We start from the raw sequence: 24,030 nt of genomic DNA, 5'->3' as shown, positions 1-24,030 counted from the left end.
GTCTCTTGTTAAAGCGAAGGCGATGGTGCCCTCTTTGGGGGAGCGCCATCTCCGGCTCGGTCAACGAAAGGCCTCGCGCCGGGAATGGCGCTCCCCCTGCGTAAAGGCTTGCCCCACCTGTCTGCTTTAGTGGCCGAAGATCACGTCGTGGTAGCTCTTCCCGGTGAGGATGGTGGGAACGACGCTCATCCCCACCCTCAGCAGATGTTGCGGGTCGCTTCCCTGGTCGATGGCGATACGCACCGGAATCCTCTGGATCACCTTCACGTAGTTGCCGGTCGCGTTTTCCGGCGGCAAGAGCGAAAAGGCCGCCCCGGTCCCCGCCATGATGCTTTCCACCTTGCCGCGGAAGACGTGGCCCGGATAGGTGTCCACGGTGAATTCGACCGCCTGCCCCGGCCGCACGTGGGTGAGCTGGCTTTCCTTGTAATTGGCGGTCACCCAGGCGTCCTTCAGGGTCACCACCGCCATCAGCCCCTGCCCCGGCTGGACGTAATTGCCCGGTTCGACCGTCTTGCGGGTGATGTAGCCGTCGCTTGGGGCATAGATCCTGGTGTAGGAAAGGTTCAGGCTGGCGTTTTCGAGCTCACCCTGCTTCTGGGCGATGCGGGCATCGCGGGACCCGTTCGGCGCGGCGCCTACCATGGCCAGGGCCCGGCGTTCCGACTCCCGTGCTTCCTTGAGCTGGCTTTCGGCAACCCGGTGCGCGGTCCGGGCCCGGTCCAGCTGCTCGCGCGGGATGACTTCCTTGGCAAACAGCGCCTCGGCCCGCCTCAGGTCGATCCTGGCCTGTTCGAGCTGGGCGTTGGCCACCCCGATCATGGCACGGGCACTCTCCACCTGGGCGTAGTCGCCCGAGGTTTCGTTGCGCGCCATGTCCAGGGAGGCGGCCGCCGTCTTCTGGCGCGCCTGGAAGTCCGCCCCGTCCAGTTCCACGAGGAGATCCCCTTGGCGCACGAACTGGTTATCCACCACCAGGACCCGCTTCACCGGTGCGGCGATCCGGCTGGAAACGGAATGGATGTGGGCCTCGATGAAGGCGTCGTCGGTTTCGATATGGGTCTGGCTTCGTGCCCACTGGCGCAGACCGAAAATGCTCCCCAAGACGATCAGCACGATGAGGGCGAGCCCCCCGCGCTGCTTTTTGCTGAGCCCCTTTTTCTTCGGTTCTTCCGGGTCCTCGACCACCGTCTGATTCTCCTTTACCTCTGCCATCGGTCCTCCCAAATCTGTCGTGCCCTGCTTCCTAAAGCTCGCCGATCGCCCGTTTGACCCGGGCCGCTGCCACCTGGTAATCGAACATGCTCTGGAAATAATCGACCCGCGTCTGGGTGAGCAGGGTCTGGGCGTCCACGACGTCGGTCGCGGTACCCACCTTTTCCTGGTAGCGGTCCCGGGTGATGCGGAGGTTTTCCACCCCCTGCTCGATCGCCTTTTCCGCCACCGTGATCCTTTCCTTGGCTACCCTGAGGTCGTTTTGCGCCGAGGCAAGCTCCAGGGCGACCCGGGTTTCCAGGTCGCGCAGGCGCGCTTCGTCCCGGCTGCGTGCCTTCACCGCTTCGCGGACCCGCGCCGTCGTCGCCAGGCCGTCGAAGAGGTTCACCTTGAAGCCGACCGTGGCGGACATGATCGCCGGCTCGGTGACCTTGCTGTTTTGCTGGTAGTCCAGAGCGAGTCTCAGGAAGAACTCCGGGTAGTAGTTGGTTTTCGCTTCCTTGACCGCCAGGTCCCCGATGCTTACCACCTGGCGCTGGGCCTGGATCTCGGCCCGGTTCGAAAAATCGACCCGTTCCCCGGCCGCCGGCATCCCGCCGATCCGGAAATCCTCGGTGAGTTCGGCACGAAAGCCAGGCGTCGCCCCGATCAGATAGTCGAGATTGAGCCAGCCGTTTTCCACTTGGTTCTGGGCCGCCAGGAGCTTCTGACGTGCCGCTGCCACACGTACCTCGGCCTGGAGGAGGTCGTTTCGGGTGACCACCCCCTCGTCGAAAAGTGCCTGCGCCGTCTTTCGATGCGCGGTCATCTGGGCCAGTTCGTCGTTGGCCGCTTCCACCAGCTTTTTCGCCTCCAGAACACCGAAGTAGGCGCGGACCACCTGCAGGAAGAGATCCTGTTCCGCTCCCGAATAGCCGTAGTGCGCCGCCTGGCGTTGCAGCTGCGCCTCCTCGATCCGGGTCTTGGTGCGGCCGAAATCGTAGAGGGTCTGGTAGATGGAGAAATTGAGGAAGGCGTAGTCGGGATCCTGGGTCTCCGCGCTGACCGGTCCGAGACTGAACCCCTGGGCGGCCTGCTGGGCGGTGTAGCCGGCCTGGAGGTCGACCCTCGGCAGCCGTGCGCTGCGCGCCACGTCGATCTGGTCCTGGGCCATGGTCTCCTCGTAGGAGGTGGCCTTGAGCCCGAGGTTGGTGGCCCGCGCCCGGTTCAGGCTGTCCGATAGGGTGAGTGTTTCTGCCTGGGCAACTCCCGCCATCAGGAGGAGTGCCGCGAGTATACCTGCCGTTTTTTGCATGACAGTTCCTCCTGTTATCTTCGGATCTTATCGAGTAGTTGCATCAGCGATTCGATTTCGCCCGGCTCCAGCTTCGAGGTCAGGCGCGCCTGGACCGTGTGTGCCATCGGGGTCAGCTCCTTTTGGAAGGATTTCCCCCTGTCGGTCAGGCAGATCCGGTAGGCCCTGCGATCCTCGGGATGGGTGCCGCGGATCACGAGCCCCTCCTTCTGCAACCGGTCGATCAGCCCCCCCATCGTGGTGCGGTCGATCTGGCTCCGCGCGGAAAGTTCCGCCTGGGTGAGACCGTCCTCCTGCCACAGGAACCTGAGCAGCCCGTACTGTTGCGGGGTTACGTCGTAACCCTCGAACTCTTCCTTGAAGATGGCACAGGCGCGCTGGTAGGCCTTGGCCAACAGGAATCCCACGCTCTTCTCGATATCGAATTTGTCCGGATCGGCCATGACGCTCGCCTCCCTTGCAAATCTTTCTTTACGTACCCGGTTATCTCATGAGAACAGCTCATTATGCATATTATCAGTATGCTGTCAATTGCGGCAAGGCAAAATTTCCCAAGGGTTTTCCGCATGAGCTGCGGGTGAATGACCCGGCAGGGGCGACATTCATGTCGCGATTTGCGAAGGTGGATCGCGCCAAGAAATGCCGCTTCTACCATGTGGTAGTTGGGTAGGTCGCGTTGAGGGACGAAACGCGACGCAGCGGCCGGCGGGTTTTGGGTTTTATGGGATGGTGGGGCGGGACGTCGCGTTTGGTGCCTCGACGCGACCTGCGGGGTGGCAAAACGATACGAGACCGGCCGGAGCCCAGCTTGTCGCGCTCCGGCCGGTCTCGTATCTAATTACTACTGCTGCAGCTGCTCGGGTTTCAACCCCACGATAAGGTTCCCCCAGTGGGTGCCGTTGACGAAGATGGGGAGGGCGAGGTCGTTGAGGATCTCACCGGTATCGCGCATGTGGGTCTGCAGCAGCATCGGCGCGGTATTCCTGGCCCGCTTGATCTCGGTGTCGTTGGCGGTGTACATCCTTTTTTCCCGGCTCTGGACCGTGTCGATCTCGTAGTTGCCGGTAAGCGGTTTCTGGTTTTTGGCGTGGTGGGTGCCGATGTAACCGTTGACGTCGACGCCGACGACGTAGATGGCCCCCGGGATCTTCTCCAGTGATTCGTCGAAAATCGGCTGCAGCTCGGCGTCGAAGGCGGAGTTGTAGGCGACGCGGAACTTCGGCGGGTTGGTGTTGGGAATCGAGACGTAGTTGCGGTCGAAGACGTTCACCCCCCTCTGGGCGATCGCCGCCATCCGCTCCTGGATCTTGTCCCGCTGGTTCCGCGCCAACTCGACGATCTCCTCCACTCTCCCCCGGCCGGTCTTGATCCGGGAGACCATCTCCAGCATCTTCTCGGTGATGCTGCGCAGGTCCTTGGAGTAGCGGTTGGAGTCCTCCAGGTAGTTAAGGGTTCCCTTGCTGAGGCTGTGAATGTCGGCGATCTGCCGGTTGATCTCCTCGTTGGTGACGGTGATTTCCCGCGAGGCCGTGGCGATCCGGGCCAGCTGCGAGCTGTTGCTCTCCGAGTCGTTGACCAGCGCCTCGAAATGCCGCGAGGCGTCCTCGATGACGGAACGGGTCTCGGTGGTGTAGGTGCTGATCTGCATGGTTTCTTTTTCGGTGTTCCTGACGTTTTTGAGCATCTCGTCGATGTTCCAGGAGATCTCCTTGGTCGCCTTGTTCACCCGCTCGGCCAGGGCGCGCACCTCGTCGGCGACAACCGCGAAGCCGCGTCCGTGCTCCCCGGCACGGGCCGCTTCGATGGCGGCGTTCAGGGCGAGGAGGTTGGTCTGGTCGGAGATGTCCTCGATCAGGGAGACCATGTCCTTGATCTTCTCGGAGTTGGTGTTGAGGGTGTGCACGGTCTGGTTGAAATCGCCCAGCCGGGTGCTGATCAGGCCGATCTTGCCGGTGACGTCGAGGAGGTCGGAGCGCGATTTTTCCGCGTTCTGGTGGTTGTCGCTGATGGAGGTGGATATGTCATGGGTGCTCTGGGTGATTTCGACGATCGCCTGTCCCGCCTCCTGGCTCGAGGTGAGGATGATGTCCGAGAGCTCGCCCTGGCGCTTGGAGTTGTCGAGGGAGCCATCCACCTGCTTGACCACCTTGGTGCTTTCCACGGCGATCCCCAGGGCCATCACCTTGGTGTCGGCGAGGATCTCCTTCACTACGCCGAGAAATTTGTTGTAGTTCTCGGACAGCTCCCTGATCTCGTCGTAGGTTACCAACGGGACATCCACCGAAAGGTCCTTGGCCTCGAAGGTGGCCGAGATCCGCTTCAGGGGGCGAACCAGCATGTAACGGAGAAAGACGATGCAGCCGACCGATGCGGCGAAGGAAACCAGGCACAAGGCGATGCACAGATACTCGCCGGTTTGGGCCGCCGACATCACCTTTTCCAGCTGGCTTTCTTTCAGGTGCAGATCCCGCAAGGTTTGGTACTGACGGTGGTTCTGGATATAGAACACCGTAACCGTCAATACCTGGATCGCCAGTAAAAAGACGATGTTGCCCGCCATCTTCTTGGTCAATGAGTTGAAAAAATTTCGTTCCAGGAACGAGTAGAGGCTCTTTATCCCACCCATGAATTCCCCTCGCTGTGAGTTTGTTTCGTTGGCAACGCCATTGTTACCTCAGAGTAATATCGGCACCGCGTGGGGATACTTTAGAACTTCGTTTCATCTTTAATGAAGAAAATGCGTAGCGGCTTGCCGGGGTGGGGATCGAGCGGAAAAAACCTTGCCGGTGCGTGGCGCTGTGGGGGCCGCAGAGCGGGCACTCCGTGCCTGGGGCAAGGGAAATGGAGGGTGGGCAGAAGGCTGCCCACCCTATGGGGAGATGGTCATCGGTCGCGGCACGCCGAGACGTGGGGATGCGGTGACGGTGCTACTTGGCGGCGCCTTTGCGGGCGTACGGGTTGGGGAGGTTATAGAGCTTTTGGTAAAACGCCATGGTTCCGATCACCTTCTTGACGTAGTCCCGGGTTTCCCCGAACGGGATGTTCTCCACGAACTCGTCCTGCGGCAGGTCGCCGAAGTTGCGCTGCCACCTTTTCACGTTACCCGATCCCGCGTTGTACGAGGCGACCGCCAGGGGGAGGTTGCCGTCGTTGCTCTTCAAAAGGTCCTTCAGGTGCTTCGTGCCGAGGCGGATGTTCAGCTCCGGCCGGGTCAGCCGCGCCGAGTCGCCGTGGGAGATCCGGTCCGCGGTAGCGGGCATGATCTGCATCAGTCCTACCGCCCCCACCGGGGAGACCGCGCCGGGGGCGAAGGTGCTCTCCGCGTACATGATGGCGTAGACCAGGCTTTCCGGCAGGCCGTTGGCGGCGGCGTTTTTTACCACCGGTTCCCGAAAGGCGAGGGGGTAGCGGATCCCCAAGGCGGTGGCGCTGTCCCGATCGATCTTCTTTCCCTTGGTGGCGGCATGGTAGGCGCCGTTGTAGTTCTCCATTTCCAGGTAGAGCCGGACCACGGCCAGGGTGTTCTTGGTTTTGCGCGCCTGGAGTTCCCGCGCCGCCTCGTCGTAAAGCCCCAGGGCAATCAGCGCCTTTTCCCGCTCGAACCCGGCCGGATACGGTAGGTTCTCGCGGAGGTTCACCGGCGGGTGCGCCGGTTCGGCCACCAGAGTCCCGTTGTTGCAAAGCCAGGCGTAGTAGCCGAAGGGATACTCGGCGCAAAGCTGGGCCAGCTGGGTTGCGCCCCCTTTCGGGTCGCCCGAGGCGATCAGCGATTTTCCGAGCCAGTAAAGGGCCCGTTCCCGGAAGTCGTCGCGCTCGGCGAGGCGCTTTAAGAGTCGCCCGGCCTCCGGGTAGCTTGCCGACTGGTACGCGGCCCAGGCCGTTTCCCAAAGGACCGTGCCGTTCGGCTTTTGCTCGGGATGGCGCGCCAGGTACTTCTGGAAAAGTGGGAGCGCCTCCTTCGGCTTGCGCTGGAAACGCTTCAGGTAGGCGGCTTTCAAGAGCGCCTCGTCGGAGAGGGGGCCCAATTCCGGGGCGTTGGCCAGCTTCAGGAAAAGGGCGTACGCTTCATCGCCTCTTCCGGCGCTGTCAAGGGTCCGCCCGAGCCAGAGGTTGGCCTCGGTGCTGCAGCCGGTGATCCCGCTTTGTACCGCCACCTTCAGGAGCTCCTCCGCGTCGGCATAGCGCTTGGCGCGGGAAAGGGCCTGGCCCCGCTTCAGGCGCACCTTGCATATGGTTTCGGCGTTTTCACCTTCCAGCGGGGTCTGGGAAAGGGTCTCGGCGGCACGGGCAAAACGGCCGACGTCGAAAAGCGTTGCGGCCCGTTTCATGAGCTCTGCCGTGCTGTAGGGGGATACCGCGGCTCCGCGCCCGGCAAGCCCTTGCAGTTCCTGGGCGGCAGTGTCGGCGATCGGCGCTGCCGGGTAGTTGATCCAGGTCTCGCGCAGGATCTTGACCGCCTCCGGGAGCTCGCCCAGGTTGGCCCGGCAGCGCGCGCTGCCCAGGACGGCCTGCAGGGAATCGTTGCCGGCGGGGTAGCGCTCGATGAAGCTGGCGTAGCTTGCCAGCGCTTCCTTGTTGTAGCCGCCGGCGTACAGGGTGTCGGCGTAGAGGATCCAGGCGGAACGGACCAGGCGGCTGTCGCGGTAATCCTTCAGGAGTTTGTAGAGCGGGACCAGGGCTTCATCGTTTTTCTTGAGCTTGGAGAGGGCAAGTCCCTGGTAATAGAGGGCGTAATCGGCCAGAAGGGGGTAGCTTTGGGCGGCATTCGCCATCTGCTGGGCCGCTTCGTCCCAAAGTTCCAGCTTGGCGGCGCTGTAGCCGAGGAGCAGGGCCTTCGGCCCGTTGTCGGCGCTGCTTTTCCCCGCCGCTGCGTGCGCACCCTGGTAGTCCTTCGCTTTTAAATGGGCTGCGGCGGTGGCCAGCGCCTCGTCTCCGGGCTTGGAGGCGTAAACGGTGGTGATGGCGGAGGTGCTGAGGGCAAAAGAAAGGACGGTAGCCGCGACGAAGCGGTTCAACATGATAACGACTCCCTTGGTCGGTGATCGGCAAAGCAACTCACTAAACTACCGGACCCTTTCCCAAATGGCAAAGGATTTTTGGCCAAGGGAATGGAGATGAAACCCGTAAACAGATTGACATCCCGAGGGGGGTTCTGCATTATCGGAGTTCCTGCATTAGAAACGATCACTGTATTTCGGGGGCGTTAGGGAGTCGAAGCGGCCCATCGAGCAAAATACGGGTCCCTTCCCCCGGCGGGGGAGGTTTCAGGGATGGAGGACGGTTGAAAAGGTTGGGAAGGGGAAATTATGCGCAAAGGTAAGGACGCCGGCAAACAGGCGGTACTGAAGCTTCTTCAGGGGGGACGGCCGGTTCAGTTCCGCCAGATGCTCCAGCTGCTCGGAATAAACCGCGGCGAGCGGGATTACCTGGAGAACCTGCTGGACCATATGGTCGAGAAGGGCGAAATCATCCGGATGACCGGGCGCTACTACACCGCTCCCGGCGGGGGGCGCGGCATCCGCGGCAAGCTCTCGCTGCACCGGGACGGCTACGGCTTCGTGGTCCCCGAGGACGGCGGCGACGATCTTTTCGTTCCGGCCCGGTACCTGCGCGAATATATGAACGGCGACGTGGTGGAGGCCCAGGTGGTTTCCACCGGGCGGGGCGGGAAAAGGGAAGGGCGCGTGGTCGGGCTCATTCAGCGCGGGGTGACCAGCGTGATCGGGCGCTTCGAGCCGGTCGGCAAGGGGGGGAGGATCATCCCGGACGACCAGCGGATCGGCCGGGACCTCATCGTTTCCCCCGGCGCAACCGGCGGGGCGAAGCCCGGTGAGGTCGTCGTCGCGGTGATCACTTCCTATCCCGACGAGGTGCGCGGCCTGGAGGGGAAGGTGACCGAGGTGCTCGGCAACCCCCACGACCCCGAGGTCGAGGTCCTCTCCGTGATCAAGAAGTTCGACCTTCCCTACCAGTTCACCCCGGAGCAGTTGGCCGATGCCGAGGCGCTGGCCCAGCCGGTGGACGACGCGGCGCGTGCCGGCCGGACCGACCTGCGCGAGCGGGTGACGGTCACCATCGACGGGGAAACGGCCCGCGACTTCGACGATGCCGTCTCCGTCTCCCGGGAAGGGGACCGGATCCGGCTCTTCGTCTCCATCGCCGACGTTTCCCACTACGTGCGCGAAGGTTCCCGGATCGACGTCGAGGCGTACCGGCGTGGCACCTCGGTCTATTTTCCCGACCGCGCCATCCCGATGCTTCCGGAAGCGCTGAGTAACGGGATCTGTTCCTTGAACCCCAACGTCGAGCGGCTCGCCATGACCGCGGAGATGCTCTTCGATGCGGAGGGGGAGTGCGTGGTCTCCCGGTTCTACCCGAGCGTCATCAAGAGCTCGGCGCGGCTTACCTACACCATCGTGCGCCAGATCCTGGTGGATAAGGACCCCGCCGTGATCGCCGGGCACCAGGAACTGGTCCCGCACCTCACCGTCATGGAGGAACTCGCCCAAAGGCTCAACACGCGGCGCAAGGGGAGGGGGAGCATCGATCTCGATCTTCCCGAGCCGCAGATCATCCTCGACCTGCAGGGGGAGACCACTGCCATCGTCCGGGCCGAGCGCAACCTGGCCCACCGGATCATCGAGGAATTCATGCTGGCCGCCAACGAGGCGGTGGCGACCTTCCTGGAAGGGGTGCCGGTTCCCTCTCTCTACCGGGTGCACGAAGAGCCCGATCCTTTGAAGCTCAAGGACCTTTCCGAGTTCGTCTTCAGTTTCGGCTACGAGCTCAGGTTTTCCGAGGAGAAGGGGGTGCCCCCCAAGGCGCTGCAGGCGCTTTTGGCGCAGGTGGAAGGAAAGCCGGAAGAGCGGCTGATCAACGAGGTGCTCTTGCGTTGCATGAAACAGGCGCGCTACAGCGAGGAGAACCTGGGTCATTACGGCCTTGCCTCCCCCTGCTATACCCACTTCACCTCCCCGATCCGCCGCTATCCGGACCTCGTGGTGCACCGGATCCTGAGGCGGGTGACCGCGGGGCGGATGACCCAGACGGACCGGGACCGGCTGGAAGGGTACCTCCCCGAAGCCTCCGTCCATACCAGCAAGCGGGAGCGGGTCGCCATGGAAGCCGAGCGGGAGATGGTCGACCTGAAGAAAATGCAGTTCATGCGCGACAAGATCGGCGAGGAGTACGACGGCTTCATCACCGGGGTCACCTCGTTCGGCCTGTTCGTCGAACTGGTCGAGCTCTTCGTCGAGGGGATGATCCCGGTGGCGACGCTGCCCCAGGACTTTTACGTTTTGCAGGAGAAGCAGCACGCCCTGATCGGGGAGCAAAGCCGCATCCGCTACCGGATCGCCGACAAGATCCGGGTGAAGGTGGCGGCGGTGAACGAGGCGCGCAAGCAGGTCGAGTTCGCCCTGGTCCAGGGACTTTCCGCCGCGCCGCGGGTGCCGCTCACCGAGGCGGAGAGCTACGCCAAGGTTCCGATCCGGGGCAAGCGCCCCAAGCCGAAAAGGCGCTGAAAGCTGTTGCCCTTCAATTTCCCCCTATGTTATAAAGATCGACTGGACCGGATGTCGCAGTTGCCCGAAATGAGAGCACAAAAAGAGAGCAGATGATGGCTGAAGAAAAAGTTTTGCCTTTTATGGAGCACCTCGTAGAGCTGAGGAAAAGGCTCATCGTCTGCGTGATCGCCATAGTTATCGGTATGGGTATCGCCTGGAACTTCTCCTCTGACCTGTTGAACTTCGTGGAGAAGCCGCTGACCGGGAGGACCTACCTCACCGAGATCAAGAAGACGCTCTATGGCGAGATGAAGCGCCGCTATCCCGAGGCGTACGCCCGGTACAAGCTGGACCAGGAGGTCGCGGTCCCGGAAAAGCAGCGCATGCTGAACTACAGCGCGCCGCTGGAGCCGTTCTTCATCCAGTGCAAGATCTCCATGCTGGCCGGGATGGTGCTGGTGCTGCCGGTGCTGTTCCACCAGTTCTGGCTCTTCGTCGCCCCGGGGCTGACCAGGAACGAGCGACGCATGGTGGTTCCCTTCGTGTCGGTGGCCTCGCTCAGCTTCTGCGTCGGCGCGCTTTTTTTCCTGATCGTGATCTGGCCGGTGATCATCAACTTCTCCCTCTCCTATGAGGCCGCCGGGTTGCAAAGCTGGTTCAACATCTCCGCCTATATCAACTTCTGCTTGCGGCTCATCCTCATCTTCGGGTTGATCTTCGAGTTGCCGATCTTGTCCCTGCTATTGGCGCGTTTTGGGATCGTGAACTACCAGATGCTGGCGACGCGCCGCAAATACGCGCTCTTGGCCAGCTCGATCATCGCAGCATTCCATGCGGACCTGGTGACCATGTTCGTCATCATGATCCCGCTTTACCTCATGTACGAAATCAGCATCTGGGTGGCGCTCGTCTTCGCGAAAAAACCGAAAGCCGCCTAAGGTGCGCGAGCAGGACCAATGATTATTTATCGGAAGATCGAGGACATCGCGGAAAAGCTGCGGCGTCCGGTCGTGACCATCGGGAACTTCGACGGAGTCCACCTCGGGCACCGCGCCATTTTTCGGCGGGTGAAGGAAGTGGCCCGCGCCTTCGACGGGGTATCCGTCGTCGTCACCTTCGTTCCGCATCCGCTCCAGGTGCTGCGTCCCCAGGTTGGGGTGCGGCTGATCACCTGTCCGAAGCAGAAAGAACGCCTGCTCGAAGCCTCCGGGATCGACTGCCTGGTCGAGATTCCCTTTGACCAGGAATTCGCGGCCCTTTCGGCACCGGAGTTCGTGAAACAGGTCCTGGTCGACCGGATCGGAATGGAGCACCTGGTGATCGGCTACGACTATGCCTTTGGCCGGGGTAGGGAAGGGGACGTGAAGCTCCTGCAGAAGCTCGGGGAGAAGTACGAGTACTCGGTCGAGGTGATGCAGCCGGTATCCGACGGCTCGACCATCTACAGTTCCACCGCGGTACGCAACATGGTCGCGGAAGGGGATGTCGGCGGGGTCGTTTCCGTGCTTGGCAGGCACTACTGCATTACCGGGTCGGTCGTGCCGGGCCATCATCGGGGGCGTGGGCTCGGCTTTCCGACCGCGAACCTGGAAACCGAGATGGAGCTTTATCCTGCGGCCGGCGTCTATGCCGTGAAGGCGAAAGTCGACGGTTCGGTCTACGACGGCGCCTGTAACATCGGTACCAATCCGACCTTCGGCAACGACAACGTGACCATGGAAGTCTTTCTCTTCGATTTCGAAGGAGACCTGTATGGCCGTGAGATGTCCGTCTATTTCGTGGAAAGGCTGCGGGGCGAAAAGCGTTTCTCCGACCTGGAGGCGCTGAAAGATGCGATCGCCGCCGACGTCCGCCGCGCCAAGGAGATCTTGGGTCGGACCCGCATCATCGAGTACCACGACGGCGCTGAGCAATGAGCAGTAAGGTTTGACCTGGTGTCCTTGGTGCCCCTTAGGTGCCTGCGCCAGCCACCCAACTATCAAGAAAACAAAGGATCACTTTGATCAAAGGTAAAGCCGATTTTAAGCTCTGGGCCGGCATCGGGGTCAGCGCCTTCTTCCTGTTCCTGCTGTTTCGCAGCATCGATCCCGACAAGCTCCTGAGCGCCCTCAAGGAGATGGACTACCGCTACCTGCTCCCGGCCCTGGTCCTCACCTTCGTCAGCTATTTCATGCGCGCCGTCCGCTGGAAATACCTGCTCCTCCCGGTCAAGGAAACCCGGCTCGGGACGCTCTTCAGCTCCACCCTCATCGGCTACATGGCGAACAACCTCCTCCCGGCCCGGCTGGGGGAACTGGTGCGCGCCTACTCCCTGGCCAAGAAGGAAAACATCCCGACCCCCACGGTCTTCGCCACCCTGGTCCTGGACCGGCTCTGCGACGGTTTCTCGGTACTTCTGATCCTGGTGGTCGCGTTCTTTTCGGTGCAGCTTCCCCCCGGGATGGAAAAGATCCAGCACGGCCTGGTCACCGGCGGCTACGTCACCCTCGCCCTTTACATCGCGGTGCTCGGTTTCCTGGTGCTCCTCACCCGGCTGACCGACTGGACCCTGGGGGTGGTCGCGAAGATCCTGGGCCCGTTTCCGGAACGCTTCCGGACCAAGGTCCTGGAACTTCTCTCCTCGTTTCTGGGCGGGATCCGTTTCCCCAAGCTCCCGGGCGAAATCTCCGGGATCATCGTCACCTCGGTGCTGATCTGGGCGACCGCCGTCTGGCCGGTCGACCTGGTGCTCCGCTCCTTCGGCATTGCCCTCCCGATCACGGCTTCCATGTTCATCATGGTGTTTTTGGTCTTCGCCGTCATGGTCCCCGCGTCTCCGGGGTACGTCGGCACCTACCATTTCGCCTGCGTCACCGCACTTTCCGCTTTCCGCATCCCCACCGAAAAGGCGCTCAGCGTGGCGCTGGTAATACATGCCATGGGGTTTTTCCCGGTGATCGTGGCCGGCCTGTTCGTACTCTGGCGGGACAAGGTCTCCCTGAGCGCGCTTTCCCACGAAACGGAAGTCCATGAAGGGTGAAACGCAACCGCAACCGATGGAGTGGTACCCGACGCCGAGTTACCTGGCCAAGCGCCGCGTGATCCTGGAGTTTGTCGCCGGGCTCGACGTCTCCCGCTTCCTGGAGGTCGGCTGCGGCGCGGGTGATCTGCTCTCGGTCCTGGAAAAGAAGGGGCTCAGCGGCGTGGGGATCGACCTTTCCGCTTCGGCGCGGGCCGCGGCGCGGACCCGGGTCTCGGGAGGCGCGGTCGCCGTGAGCGATGCGGAACTTGCCGGCTTGGACGGGGGCTTCGACCTTGTCATCGCTTCCGAGGTCATGGAGCACTGCGAGGACGACATCGCGTTTCTGGAACTTCTGGGCGGAAAGCTCCACGATGGTGGGCATCTTCTGCTGACGGTTCCCTCCCACATGGACAAGTGGGGGGCCAACGACGACTTCTGCGGCCATGTCCGGCGCTACGAACGGGCGGAGCTCAACGAAAAGCTCGTCCGGGCCGGATTCGAACCGCTGGCGATCTACTGCTACGGCTTTCCCATCTGCAATATCATGAAGCCGCTTTACGACCGGGCCATCTCCAAGGAACTCGACCAGGAAAAATCGGCCGAGGAACGGACCCAAAACAGCTCCGGGATGTGGCTTTTCCCCGCGGTGAAGCGGCTTTTCTACCTGTTGTTCAATGATCTGACCATGGCTCCCTTCTATATGCTGCAGCGCCCGTTCTACGGGACCGAACTCGGCAACGGGTTCTTCGTCGCAGCCAGGAAAGCCCCGTCGCTTGAGGACCGAAAATGACTGAGATCAGGAAACGTCTCGACATCTTTGCCCTGCTGTCGTTCCTTCTCCCCCTGCTGCTCTACCTGATCACCCTGGCCCCTTCGGTCACCTTCTTCGACAGCGGCGAGTTCATTACCGCCACCTCCTGTCTGGGTGCCGCCCATTCCCCCGGCTATCCGCTTTTTATCAACTACGCCAAGGCATTTACCTGGCTTCCCTTTGGCTCCATCGCCTTCCGGGTCAATTTCGCCACCGCGGTCTCCGCCGGGCTTGCCTGCTACGGCGCCTACCTGCTCACCTTCACCCTGCTGGGGAAGGAGGATTTCCCGGGAGCGCCGGGGACGGGAGCGCTTTTCCGCCGCGGGGCTTCGCTCGCTGCAGCACTTGCCTTTGCCGGTACCCCCAGGCTCTGGCTGCAGTCCAACCACGACAAGCCGTATCCGCTTTTGGCCTTCATCTGCGGCATCGTTTTTTACCTGATGCTTCGCTGGCGCGACAGCGTCGACGCCGATGCGGAACATCCGGGTTACGTCTACCTCGGGGCCTTTCTTTGCGGCCTGGGGACCGCGGCGCACCAGATCATGGTCCTCATGATCCCGGTGTACGCCTATCTCCTCATCTCCAAGAACTGGCGCGTCATCCTGCGGGTGCGGGAGATCATCCTCGCCCTGAGTTTCGGCATCCTCGGCTTCGCCATCCAGCTGCACCTCATCGTCCGGGCGCTGCAAAAACCCCTTTTGAACTGGGGGGATTCCAAGGACCTGGGGCAGTTCCTCTGGACCATGCTCCGCAAGGGCTACCCGGTGGAGAAGCCGGTCCGCGACTTGAAACTCCTCTGGATCCAGATGAACGCCTTCAACGTTCCCCACGAGTACACCGCGGTCGGTATAACGCTGCTGGTGCTGGGGCTCTTCTTCTGCCTTAAGAAAAACCGGGATGCCGCCATCGCCTACCTGGTGGGCATCTTCTCGTTCCTGCTGGTCATCGCCGGCTACTTCGACGCACCGGCCGATCTGGTCTTTCTTTCCGAGGAATTCTTCACGCCGCTCTATCTCTTAAGTGCCGTCTTCATCGGGGTTGCCCTCTTCGGCATCCTGGCCACGATCGCCCAGCGCTTCCCGGCGCTGACCGCACGGCGGGCGGCCAACTTCCTGGTCCCGGTCTCCCTTTTCCTGTTCCCGGCCGCGGTCTGCGCCCTCAACTTCCAGGAAAACGACCAGCACGAAAACTACATCGCTTATGATTACGCCTCGAACTCGCTCCGCTCGCTCCCTCAGAACACCGTCTACTTCACCTGGGGCGATTCGGGCGCCTTTCCGCTTTGGTACCTCCAGGGGGTGGAGCGGATGCGCGACGACCTCGACATCCTGCATACCCCGCACCTGGTCTTCCGCTGGTACCTCGATGCCTTCCCGATCCTGAAGAACAGCCGGCTGGCGAGCCAGCAGCTCGATTCACTCTCTCCCGAGGCGGCCCTTTTCCTTGCCATTTCGGAGCAGGTGGGCAGCCGGCCGGTCTTCGTCGACTTTTCGACCCGGTATTCGGTCCCCTTCGGGGGCGGCTTCCAGCCCCGCCAGCGCGGCATCTCGTACCGGATCGTGCCCCAGGGTGTGCCGGTGGTTCCCCCCGAACAGGAGGTGTGGAGCCTTTACACGCTGCGCGGCATCACCGGGGGGGACATGTTCTTCCGCGACCTCGACACCGGCAAGGCGATCCAGATCTATGCCAGCAGCCATCTGGAGGCCGGGGAGTCCCTTTTGAGCGTCGGCGCCCTGGCCGCCGGCCTCAACGAGGTGAAACTGGCCCAGACGATCACCCCTGAACTTGGCCCCCAGGCGGCCCAGATTCTCGGGAAGTACGGGTACCGATGAGTCCCGCCGTCACCGGAAAAACGAAGGTGCTCGGGATCATCGGGTTTCCGGTCTCCCACTCCCTCTCCCCGGTCATGCACAACGCGGCCTGCGCCGCGCTGGGGCTCGACTACGTCTACGTTCCTTTCCCCACCGCGGTCGAGGATCTCCCTGCCGTGCTGGCCGGGTTCAAAGCCTCCGGTGTTGCCGGTTTCAACGCCACCATCCCCCACAAGGTCGCCCTGATCCCGCTTCTGGACGAGATCTCCCCGGAAGCACGACTGGTCGGGGCGGTGAACACGGTGGTGATTCGGGAGGGGCGGGCCTTTGGGTACAACACCGACGGCATCGGGCTTTTGACCGCGCTCTCCCTGGATCTCGGCTTCCAGCCGCCGGGGAAATCGGTGCTGGTGCTGGGTGCCGGCGGGGCGGCGCGCAGCGCGGTCTTTGCCCTGGCCGATGCGGGGTGTGCCCGGGTCACCGTTGTCAACCGTTCGCCGCAGCGGGGCGTTGAACTGTCCGGTGCCTTCGCTTCGCATTTCCCCGAGGTGCAGATCGAGGCCGCACCACCGGAGCAATTGGCCGATCCCGCCTTTATGGGAGCGTTCGATCTTCTGGTGAATACGAGTTCGGTGGGGATGCGGGACGACTTTTTCCCGGGATTGCACCTTGATTTGATGAGAAAAGATGCAGTCGTCTACGACATGGTGTATGCTCCACCGGTCACGCCCCTGTTGCGCAAGGCCGGGGAACTGGGAATGCAGGGGGCCAACGGGCTCGGAATGCTCGTCGCCCAGGGGGAGTCGGCCTTCGCCTTCTTTACCGGGGCCACCCCGCCGGCGGGGCTCATGCGCGCCTCCCTGACGGCCGTCCTTGAGGGGAAGTCTTGACAGTTACGAAAAATCAAAATAATATCGCCACGATGTGCATTCCCGCGCCGAGGTTCGTATGCAGATAAGCAGGCTGGGTGAACTCCTGGTCGGCAACAACATGATCACCAAGGAACAGCTCAAGGACGCCCTCGCCGAACAGAAGGAGTCCGGGGGACAGCTGCGTCTTGGCGCGATCCTGATCAAAAACGGCCTGATCACCGAGACGGATCTCACCTCTTTCCTCTCCAAACAGTACGGCGTTCCCACCATCAACCTCTCCGATTACGAGGTCGAACCCGCCGTCATCAAGATCATCCCCGCCGAAATCGCTCACAAGTACCAGATCGTCCCGGTGAACCGCGCCGGTTCGACCCTCATCATCGCGATGAGCGATCCTTCCAATATCTTCGCCATCGATGACATCAAGTTCATGACCGGCTACAACGTCGAGGTGGTCGTCGTCTCCGAGTCGGCCATCAAGACTGCCATCGACCGGCTCTACGACCAGAGCGCGTCCTTGGCCGACGTGATGAGCGATCTGGAGCTCGAGGACCTCGAGGTGGTGGGGGAAGAGGAAGACGTCGACATCGGCTCGCTGGAGCGCGCCACCGAGGACGCGCCGGTCGTCAAGCTGGTCAACCTGATCCTTACCGACGCCATCAAGAAGAAGGCTTCCGATATCCACATCGAGCCCTACGAGAAAGCCTTCCGGGTCCGCTACCGCATCGACGGCATCCTCTACGAGGTGATGAAGCCCCCCATGAAGCTGAAAAACGCGATCACCTCGCGTATCAAGATCATGGCGGAGCTCGATATCGCCGAGCGGCGCCTGCCGCAGGACGGCAGGATCAAGATCAAGCTGGGCGGCGGCAAGGACATGGACTTCCGCGTCTCGGTGCTGCCGACCCTGTTCGGCGAGAAGATCGTCCTGCGTCTGCTCGACAAGAGCAACCTGCAGCTCGACATGACCAAGCTCGGTTACGAGGCCGACGCCCTGGAGAATTTCCAGCGCGAGATCCACAAGCCGTTCGGCATGGTGCTGGTCACCGGCCCGACCGGCTCCGGCAAGACGGTTTCCCTCTACTCGGCCCTTTCCGAGCTCAACAAGAGCACCGAGAACATCTCCACCGCGGAAGACCCGGTCGAATTCAACTTTGCCGGGATCAACCAGGTGCAGGTGCACGAAGACATCGGGCTCAACTTCGCCGCGGCGCTGCGCGCCTTTTTGCGTCAGGACCCGGACATCATCATGATCGGCGAGATCCGTGACTTCGAGACCGCCGAGATCGGGGTGAAGGCGGCACTCACCGGCCATCTGGTACTCTCCACGCTGCATACCAACGACGCCCCGTCGACCATCAACCGCCTCCTCAACATGGGGATCGAGCCGTTCCTGGTCGCCTCTGCGGTCAACCTGATCACCGCCCAGCGCCTGGCGCGCCGGGTCTGCTCCGAATGCAAGGCCGTCGAGGAGATTCCGGTCCAGGCGCTCGTCGACGCGGGAGTCCCCCCCGAGGAGGCCCCCGGGGTGGTCTGTTACAAGGGGGTCGGCTGCCCCAAATGCAACAACACCGGTTACAAGGGGAGGGTCGGCTTCTACCAGGTCATGCCGATGCTCGAACCGATCCGGGAGCTGATCCTGAACGGTGCCAACACCGCCGAGATCAAAAGGGAATCGATGCGGTTGGGCATCAAAACCATGCGGCAGTCCGGACTCACCAAGCTGATGGAAGGAGTCACCTCTTTCGAGGAGGTGCTGAGGGTGACGGTCGCCGACGATTAGGGAAAAAGCCATGGTAAACCTGCATATTCTGCTCAAAGAACTCGTGGAGCGTGGAGGGAGCGACCTTCATATCACCACCAACACCGCACCCCAGATCCGCGTGGACGGAAAACTCACCCCGCTGGAACTCCCGGCGCTCTCCCCGGTTGACACCAAACAGCTCTGCTACTCGATCCTCACCGAAGCCCAGAAACACCGCTTCGAAGAGGAGAACGAGCTCGACCTCTCCTTCGGGGTGAAGGGGCTTTCCCGTTTCCGCGGCAACATCTTCGTGCAGCGCGGTGCCGTGGCCGGGGTCTTCCGGGTCATCCCCTACAAGATCCTCACCTTCGAGGAACTGGGACTTCCCCCGGTGGTGCAGGAGCTGTGCAACAAGCCGCGCGGCCTGATCCTGGTCACCGGGCCTACCGGCAGCGGCAAGTCGACCACGCTCGCCTCGATGATCGACAAGATCAACACCGAGCGGCACGACCACATCGTCACCGTCGAGGACCCGATCGAGTACCTGCATCCCCACAAGGGGTGCCTGGTCAATCAGCGCGAGGTCGGCGCCGACACCAAGAGCTTCAAGCACGCCCTGAAGTACGTGCTGCGCCAGGACCCGGACGTGGTCCTGATCGGCGAGCTGCGCGACCTGGAGACCATCGAGGCCGCGCTGGTGCTGGCCGAGACCGGCCACCTCTGTTTCGCCACGCTGCACACCAATTCCTGCGCCCAGACGATCAACCGTATCATCGACGTCTTCCCTCCCTACCAGCAGACCCAGGTGCGGACCCAGCTCTCCTTCGTCCTGGAAGGGGTCATGTCCCAGACCCTGATCCCGAAGGCAAACGACCGGGGGCGGGCGCTGGCCCTGGAGGTGATGGTCCCGAACCCCGCGATCCGAAACCTGATCCGCGAGGACAAGGTGCACCAGATCTATTCGCAGATGCAGGTGGGGCAGGAGAAGTTCGGGATGCAGACCATGAACCAGTCGCTCATGGCGCTGGTCACCCGGCGGATCATCACCGCCGACGAAGCTCTGGCACGCTCACCCGAGCCGGACGAGTTCAAGCAGATGCTCGCTCCCGGCGGAGCGCCCCTGGGGCAACCACGGCGCCCGTTAAGGTAGCCGCCGCCAGGGGAAGGAGGATACAATGCCTAAATTTGCGTGGGAGGCTCGTAGCAAGGCGGGCACCGCACAGAAAGGGGTCATGGAGGCCCAGACCAAGGACATGGTGGAGGCGCAGCTCAAGCGCTACGGTTTCACCGGGGTCACGGTCAAGGAAGAGGCCAAACAGATCTCCTTCAAGTTCGGGAAGGGCTCCGGCAAGGTGGAGACCAAGGAACTGGTGGTCTTCACCCGGCAGTTCGCGACCATGATCGACTCGGGCCTGCCGCTGGTCCAGTGCCTGGACATCCTCTCCAGCCAGCAGGAGAACAAGCACTTCAAGGAGATCCTGGTCCGGGTGAAGGAGAGCGTCGAGAGCGGCTCCACCTTTGCCGATGCGCTCTCCAAGCACCCGAAGTGCTTCGACCAGCTCTACGTCAACCTGGTCGCGGCCGGCGAGGTCGGCGGTATCCTCGACACCATTCTCACCAGGCTTGCCGCCTACATCGAAAAGGCGATGAAGCTCAAGAAGCAGGTGAAGGGGGCGATGGTCTACCCGGTAACCATCCTCTCCATCGCCGTGGTCGTCGTCGGCGTCATCCTGGTGTTCGTCATCCCGACCTTCGCCAAGATGTTCGCGGACTTCGGCGGGGAGCTGCCGGCTCCCACCAAGTTCGTCATTGCCCTTTCCAACTTCCTGACCAAGTACATCCTGGTGTTCATCGTCGGGGCGGTGCTGCTCAAGATTGCCCTCGGCAAATACTACGCGACCCCGAAGGGGAGGAAGAACATCGACCGGATGGCTCTCAACGCGCCGATCGTGGGTCCCCTGGTGCGCAAGGTCTCGGTTGCCAAGTTCACCCGTACCCTGGGGACCATGATCAGCTCCGGGGTCCCGATCATGGACGGTCTGGAGATCGTCGCCAAGACCGCCGGAAACAAGATCGTCGAGGAGGCGATCTACAAGGTGCGCCAGTCCATCTCGGAAGGCAAGACCATCGCCGAGCCGCTCGCCGAGAGCGGGGTGTTTCCGCCGATGGTGGTCCAGATGATCTCGGTCGGCGAGGCGACCGGCGCCATGGATGCCATGCTCAACAAGATCGCCGACTTCTACGACGACGAGGTGGACGAGGCGGTCGGGGCGATGACCTCGATGATGGAGCCGATGCTGATGGTCTTTCTCGGGACCACCGTCGGCGGTCTCGTCATCGCCATGTACCTGCCGATCTTCAAACTGGCAGGGACCGTCGGCGGTTGATGGATGCTGGAAAAGAAGAAGGTCGGACGATTCATACTGCTGAGGCTGGCGGTCGTCACCGTTTTTCTCGTGTCGACCATCATCCTCGATCTGCAGGCCCAGGACGCGGTGGGGGCGGAAACCCTCACCGCGCTTTCGCGCCTGGTCATCGCCACCTACGTCTTCTCCCTCGCCTCGCTCCTTTTTCTCAAGTACACCAGGCGTGAGATCGTCACCCTCACCTATGCCCAGATCGTCTGGGACCTGATCCTCGTTACCACCCTGGTCCTGATCACCGGCGGGGTGAACTCCCCCTACGCCTTTCTCTATTTCCTCTCGATCATCTCGGCAAGCGTCCTCCACGAGCGCTCGGAAACCTACTACACCGCCTCGCTTTGCGTCATCCTTTACGGCGCCATCCTCGATTTCCAATACTACGGGAAGCTGGACGCGCTCGGTTTGAGCCAGTTGCCGGCGCGGCAGTTCGGCGCGGGGTACGTCTTCTACCTCATCTTCCTCTACAGTGCCGCCTTCTACCTCACCGCCTACCTGTCGGGGCAACTCGCCGAGCGAGCCCGGCTCTCCGAAAGCGCCCTCATGGAGAAGGCGATCGACTTCGAGGAGCTGGAGCGGCTCAATTCCTCCATCGTCTCGAACATCGATTCGGGGCTTTTGACCATCAACCCCTCCGGCCGCATCCGGGTTTTCAACCGCTCTGCCGAGCTTCTGACCGGGATTTCCCAGCGTGAGGCGTATGACCGGCCCCTGGTCGAGGTGATACCGGAGCTCAAGCCTCATGCGGCGGCACTTCTGGGGGTAAGCCACGGCGAGATCTCCCACCATAACCGCAGCGGCGATGAGTTGATTCTTTCCTTCAAGAGCGTCCCGCTATCCGGAAAGGATGAGGAGCCGGTCGGTGCGGTGGTTGATTTGCGCGACTTGACCGAGGTAAAACGGCTTTCCGACGAACTGAAGCGGGCGGACCGCCTGGCGGCAGTCGGGGAGTTGGCGGCGCGGATGGCGCACGAAATCCGCAATCCGCTGGCGGCGATCAGCGGATCGGTGCAACTGGTGGCGATCAGCAACTGGGCCGACGATAAGGATCGGCGGCTGCTATCCATCATCCTGCGCGAGACCGACCGGCTGGACGGGCTGCTCAACGACTTTTTGTATTACGCCCGCCCCACGGCTCCGGAGAAGGTGCCCCTGCAGCTGCGCCAGGCGATCGCCGACGTCGGTGCTTTGGTTTCGAGCGATCCCCGACTTAGGGGCGTGACACTGGAGAACGAGGTGCCCGAAGGGCTGGAGATCTATTTCGACAAAAATCAGTGCGAACAGATCTTCTGGAACCTGGTGGTCAACGGGGCCGAAGCCATGGACGAACCGGGGCGCATCGTGATCCGAGCCCAGCGCCAGTCCAGCGGCTGGGTCCAGGACCAGGTCTGCATTACCGTCACCGACGACGGCCGGGGGATGGATGCCGGCCAAGTGCAGCGCGTCTTTGAACCGTTTTTCACCACCAAGAAGGGGGGCTCCGGGCTCGGGCTCGCCACCGTGTACCGGATCGTGGAGGCCCACGGCGGGCGCGTTGAAGTTGCCAGCGAGCTGGGGAAAGGGACCACCTTTACCATCACCATCCCCGAAGGGAAGGCATAGAAACTTTCGGTATTTTGTTTACTTGATTCCCCTCCCCTTCCAGGGGAGGGTGAATGATGGTGTGAGTGCCACATTTGAACTGGAGTTATTAGATGCAGACGCGGATTCTGGTAGTCGATGACGAACTGAGCATGCGGGAGTTCCTTGCCATCCTTTTGGAGGGGGAGGGGTACCTGGTGGAACAGGCGGAAAACGCTGGAGAGGCCCTGCTCCATCTCGAAAGAGAGCCGTACGATCTGGTGGTCTCTGACGTGCAGATGCCGGGGCTGAGCGGGATTCAGCTGCTGGGGCGGATCAAGGAGATTGCCCCGGAGACCGCGGTTCTTCTCATTACCGCCTACACCACCGCCGAGCAGGCGGTCGAGGCGATGAAACTCGGTGCCTACGACTACATCGGGAAACCGTTCAAGGTGGAGGAAGTAAAGGTTCTCGTCCGCAAGGCACTGGAAAAGCGGAGTCTGGTGGTCGAGAATCGGCGGCTCAAGGCGGTGGTATCGGAGCGGTTCAGCTTCAGTGGGCTCATCGGCAAGAGCAAACAGATGCGGGAGGTCTACGACCTCATTGCCAAGGTGGCGGAAAGCACCGCCAACGTCCTCATCATGGGGGAAAGCGGCACCGGCAAGGAACTGGCCGCCAAGGCGCTCCATTACAACTCTCCGCGGCGCAGCGCCCCCTTTGTCGCCGTCAACTGCGGCGCCATTCCCGAAGCTCTTATGGAAAGCGAGCTCTTCGGCCACACCAAAGGGGCCTTTACCGGCGCCATCTCGGACCGCGTCGGCCTTTTTGAACAGGCCGAAGGCGGGACCCTGTTTCTCGACGAGATAGGTGAGCTTCCCCTGCAACTTCAGGCCAAGCTTTTGCGGGTGCTCCAGGAACGGGAATTCCGCAGGGTAGGGGGGCAGTCCTCCATCAAGGCAGACGTCAGGATCGTCGCTGCATCCAATCGAAACCTCGAAGAACAGGTCGAAGAAGGAACCTTCCGCGAGGACCTGTTCTACCGGCTCAACGTCGTCCCGGTCCGGATGCCCGCCCTGCGTGAGCGACCCGAGGACCTGATCCCCCTGGTGGAGCACTTCTACCAGAAGTACGCACCGTTTACCCCCGAAGGGGAAATCGTCACGCCAGAAGCGGCCCAGGCCCTTTTGTTCTACCCCTTTCCGGGCAACGTCCGCGAATTGGAGAACCTGGTGGAGCGCTGCGTCGTTTTAGGCAACCGGGTGCTTACCGAGGAGTGCCTGCCGCCCCAGGTCCGCAACTTCAAGTGCGTGAATCCGGAAAAGGTCGAATCCACCCTCCCTCCGGAAGGGATGGACCTCCAGGCCTACCTCGACGCCATCGAGCGCAAGCTCCTGATCCAGGCGCTGGAATCAAGCTGCGGCGTCAAGAAAAAGGCCGCCGCTCTGCTCGGGATGACCTTCCGTTCCTTCCGCTACCGCCTGGCGAAGTTCGGCATGGATGACAACAGCTGAAGCCCTTTCTTTACCACCCGTCTCTTCAGGTTTCCCCCCTTGCAGAGGTGAGTGCAGATATTTGAAACTCAGGGCGGGTAGGGGGGGCGGACGGCGTAGAAGGTATGTATAAACTGACGGTTACGTAAGCCTCTTGCCCATTTTTATTGCCTTCCCTGCCGCTGCTATGCTTTCTGCAATTGCACGAAAGTGACAAAAAATGTCACTTTCCCGGTACCAAATTTGTCAACCATGATGTTTTTTTGACAGCCCGCGATTTCCACCTCATTCCATCAACCTGCCGCAA

At 62.0% G+C, this 24,030-nt stretch carries 17 protein-coding genes; 12 read left to right on the top strand and 5 right to left on the bottom strand.

What is annotated here, in order from left to right:
• Positions 1 to 126 precede the first annotated feature (126 nt).
• The 5 genes from JFN93_RS05240 to JFN93_RS05220 form a co-directional block, all read right to left on the bottom strand.
• On the bottom strand, positions 127 to 1,215 hold the full coding sequence (locus tag JFN93_RS05240) for an HlyD family secretion protein (protein ID WP_199382952.1): 1,089 nt from the start codon (positions 1,213 to 1,215) through the stop codon (positions 127 to 129).
• 31 nt (positions 1,216 to 1,246) lie between these two features.
• Positions 1,247 to 2,509 (bottom strand): TolC family protein, encoded by a 1,263-nt coding sequence (locus JFN93_RS05235; RefSeq protein ID WP_199382951.1) that lies wholly within the window; start codon positions 2,507 to 2,509, stop codon positions 1,247 to 1,249.
• 14 nt (positions 2,510 to 2,523) lie between these two features.
• Entirely contained in the window at positions 2,524 to 2,952 is a 429-nt protein-coding gene (locus tag JFN93_RS05230) for a MarR family winged helix-turn-helix transcriptional regulator (protein WP_199382950.1), read from the bottom strand.
• A 398-nt stretch (positions 2,953 to 3,350) separates the two neighbouring features.
• The gene (locus JFN93_RS05225) at positions 3,351 to 5,135 is read right to left on the bottom strand and encodes a methyl-accepting chemotaxis protein (RefSeq protein ID WP_199382949.1); all 1,785 of its coding nucleotides are present in this window, start codon (positions 5,133 to 5,135) and stop codon (positions 3,351 to 3,353) included.
• Positions 5,136 to 5,436: 301 nt separating this feature from the next.
• On the bottom strand, positions 5,437 to 7,527 hold the full coding sequence (locus tag JFN93_RS05220; RefSeq protein WP_199382948.1) for a lytic transglycosylase domain-containing protein: 2,091 nt from the start codon (positions 7,525 to 7,527) through the stop codon (positions 5,437 to 5,439).
• 288 nt (positions 7,528 to 7,815) lie between these two features.
• On the opposite strand from JFN93_RS05220, the gene rnr reads away from it, so the two are divergent.
• The 12 genes from rnr (at position 7,816) to JFN93_RS05160 (ending at position 23,744) form a co-directional block, all read left to right on the top strand.
• Positions 7,816 to 10,032 carry a ribonuclease R gene (gene rnr, locus JFN93_RS05215; RefSeq protein WP_199382947.1) on the top strand — a complete coding sequence of 739 codons (2,217 nt, stop codon included), beginning with the start codon at positions 7,816 to 7,818 and terminating at the stop codon, positions 10,030 to 10,032.
• 95 nt (positions 10,033 to 10,127) lie between these two features.
• Positions 10,128 to 10,952 carry a twin-arginine translocase subunit TatC gene (gene tatC / locus JFN93_RS05210; protein ID WP_199383222.1) on the top strand — a complete coding sequence of 275 codons (825 nt, stop codon included), beginning with the start codon at positions 10,128 to 10,130 and terminating at the stop codon, positions 10,950 to 10,952.
• An 18-nt stretch (positions 10,953 to 10,970) separates the two neighbouring features.
• Positions 10,971 to 11,930 carry a bifunctional riboflavin kinase/FAD synthetase gene (locus JFN93_RS05205; RefSeq protein WP_199382946.1) on the top strand — a complete coding sequence of 320 codons (960 nt, stop codon included), beginning with the start codon at positions 10,971 to 10,973 and terminating at the stop codon, positions 11,928 to 11,930.
• A gap of 83 nt (positions 11,931 to 12,013) precedes the next feature.
• Positions 12,014 to 13,033, top strand: a complete 1,020-nt coding sequence (locus JFN93_RS05200; protein ID WP_199382945.1) for a lysylphosphatidylglycerol synthase transmembrane domain-containing protein — start codon at positions 12,014 to 12,016, stop codon at positions 13,031 to 13,033.
• On the top strand, positions 13,023 to 13,805 hold the full coding sequence (locus JFN93_RS05195; protein ID WP_236021543.1) for a class I SAM-dependent methyltransferase: 783 nt from the start codon (positions 13,023 to 13,025) through the stop codon (positions 13,803 to 13,805). Before JFN93_RS05200 ends, JFN93_RS05195 begins: the two co-directional genes overlap by 11 nt.
• Positions 13,802 to 15,658 (top strand): glycosyltransferase family 117 protein, encoded by a 1,857-nt coding sequence (locus JFN93_RS05190; protein ID WP_199382944.1) that lies wholly within the window; start codon positions 13,802 to 13,804, stop codon positions 15,656 to 15,658. The genes JFN93_RS05195 and JFN93_RS05190 overlap by 4 nt, the downstream gene beginning before the upstream one ends.
• Positions 15,655 to 16,527, top strand: coding sequence for a shikimate dehydrogenase (gene aroE, locus JFN93_RS05185; RefSeq protein WP_199382943.1), 873 nt, complete (start codon positions 15,655 to 15,657; stop codon positions 16,525 to 16,527). Before JFN93_RS05190 ends, aroE begins: the two co-directional genes overlap by 4 nt.
• 58 nt (positions 16,528 to 16,585) lie before the next feature.
• Complete coding sequence (gene pilB / locus JFN93_RS05180) at positions 16,586 to 18,292, top strand: type IV-A pilus assembly ATPase PilB (protein WP_199382942.1); 1,707 nt, start codon at positions 16,586 to 16,588, stop codon at positions 18,290 to 18,292.
• Between the two features lie 10 nt (positions 18,293 to 18,302).
• Positions 18,303 to 19,403, top strand: coding sequence for a type IV pilus twitching motility protein PilT (locus JFN93_RS05175; RefSeq protein ID WP_199382941.1), 1,101 nt, complete (start codon positions 18,303 to 18,305; stop codon positions 19,401 to 19,403).
• A gap of 25 nt (positions 19,404 to 19,428) precedes the next feature.
• Complete coding sequence (locus JFN93_RS05170; RefSeq protein WP_199382940.1) at positions 19,429 to 20,640, top strand: type II secretion system F family protein; 1,212 nt, start codon at positions 19,429 to 19,431, stop codon at positions 20,638 to 20,640.
• A gap of 3 nt (positions 20,641 to 20,643) precedes the next feature.
• Positions 20,644 to 22,275: a two-component system sensor histidine kinase NtrB gene (locus JFN93_RS05165; RefSeq protein WP_199382939.1), complete on the top strand. Its 1,632-nt coding sequence runs from the start codon at positions 20,644 to 20,646 to the stop codon at positions 22,273 to 22,275.
• 92 nt (positions 22,276 to 22,367) lie between these two features.
• A complete protein-coding gene (locus JFN93_RS05160; RefSeq protein WP_199382938.1) occupies positions 22,368 to 23,744 on the top strand; it encodes a sigma-54-dependent transcriptional regulator in 1,377 nt (458 codons plus the stop codon).
• The last annotated feature ends 286 nt before the right edge of the window (positions 23,745 to 24,030 follow it).

This window comes from Geomesophilobacter sediminis, assembly GCF_016458275.1.
Taxonomy (GTDB): domain Bacteria; phylum Desulfobacterota; class Desulfuromonadia; order Geobacterales; family Geobacteraceae; genus Geomesophilobacter; species Geomesophilobacter sediminis.
This window is presented reverse-complemented; position numbering and strand designations above follow the sequence as displayed.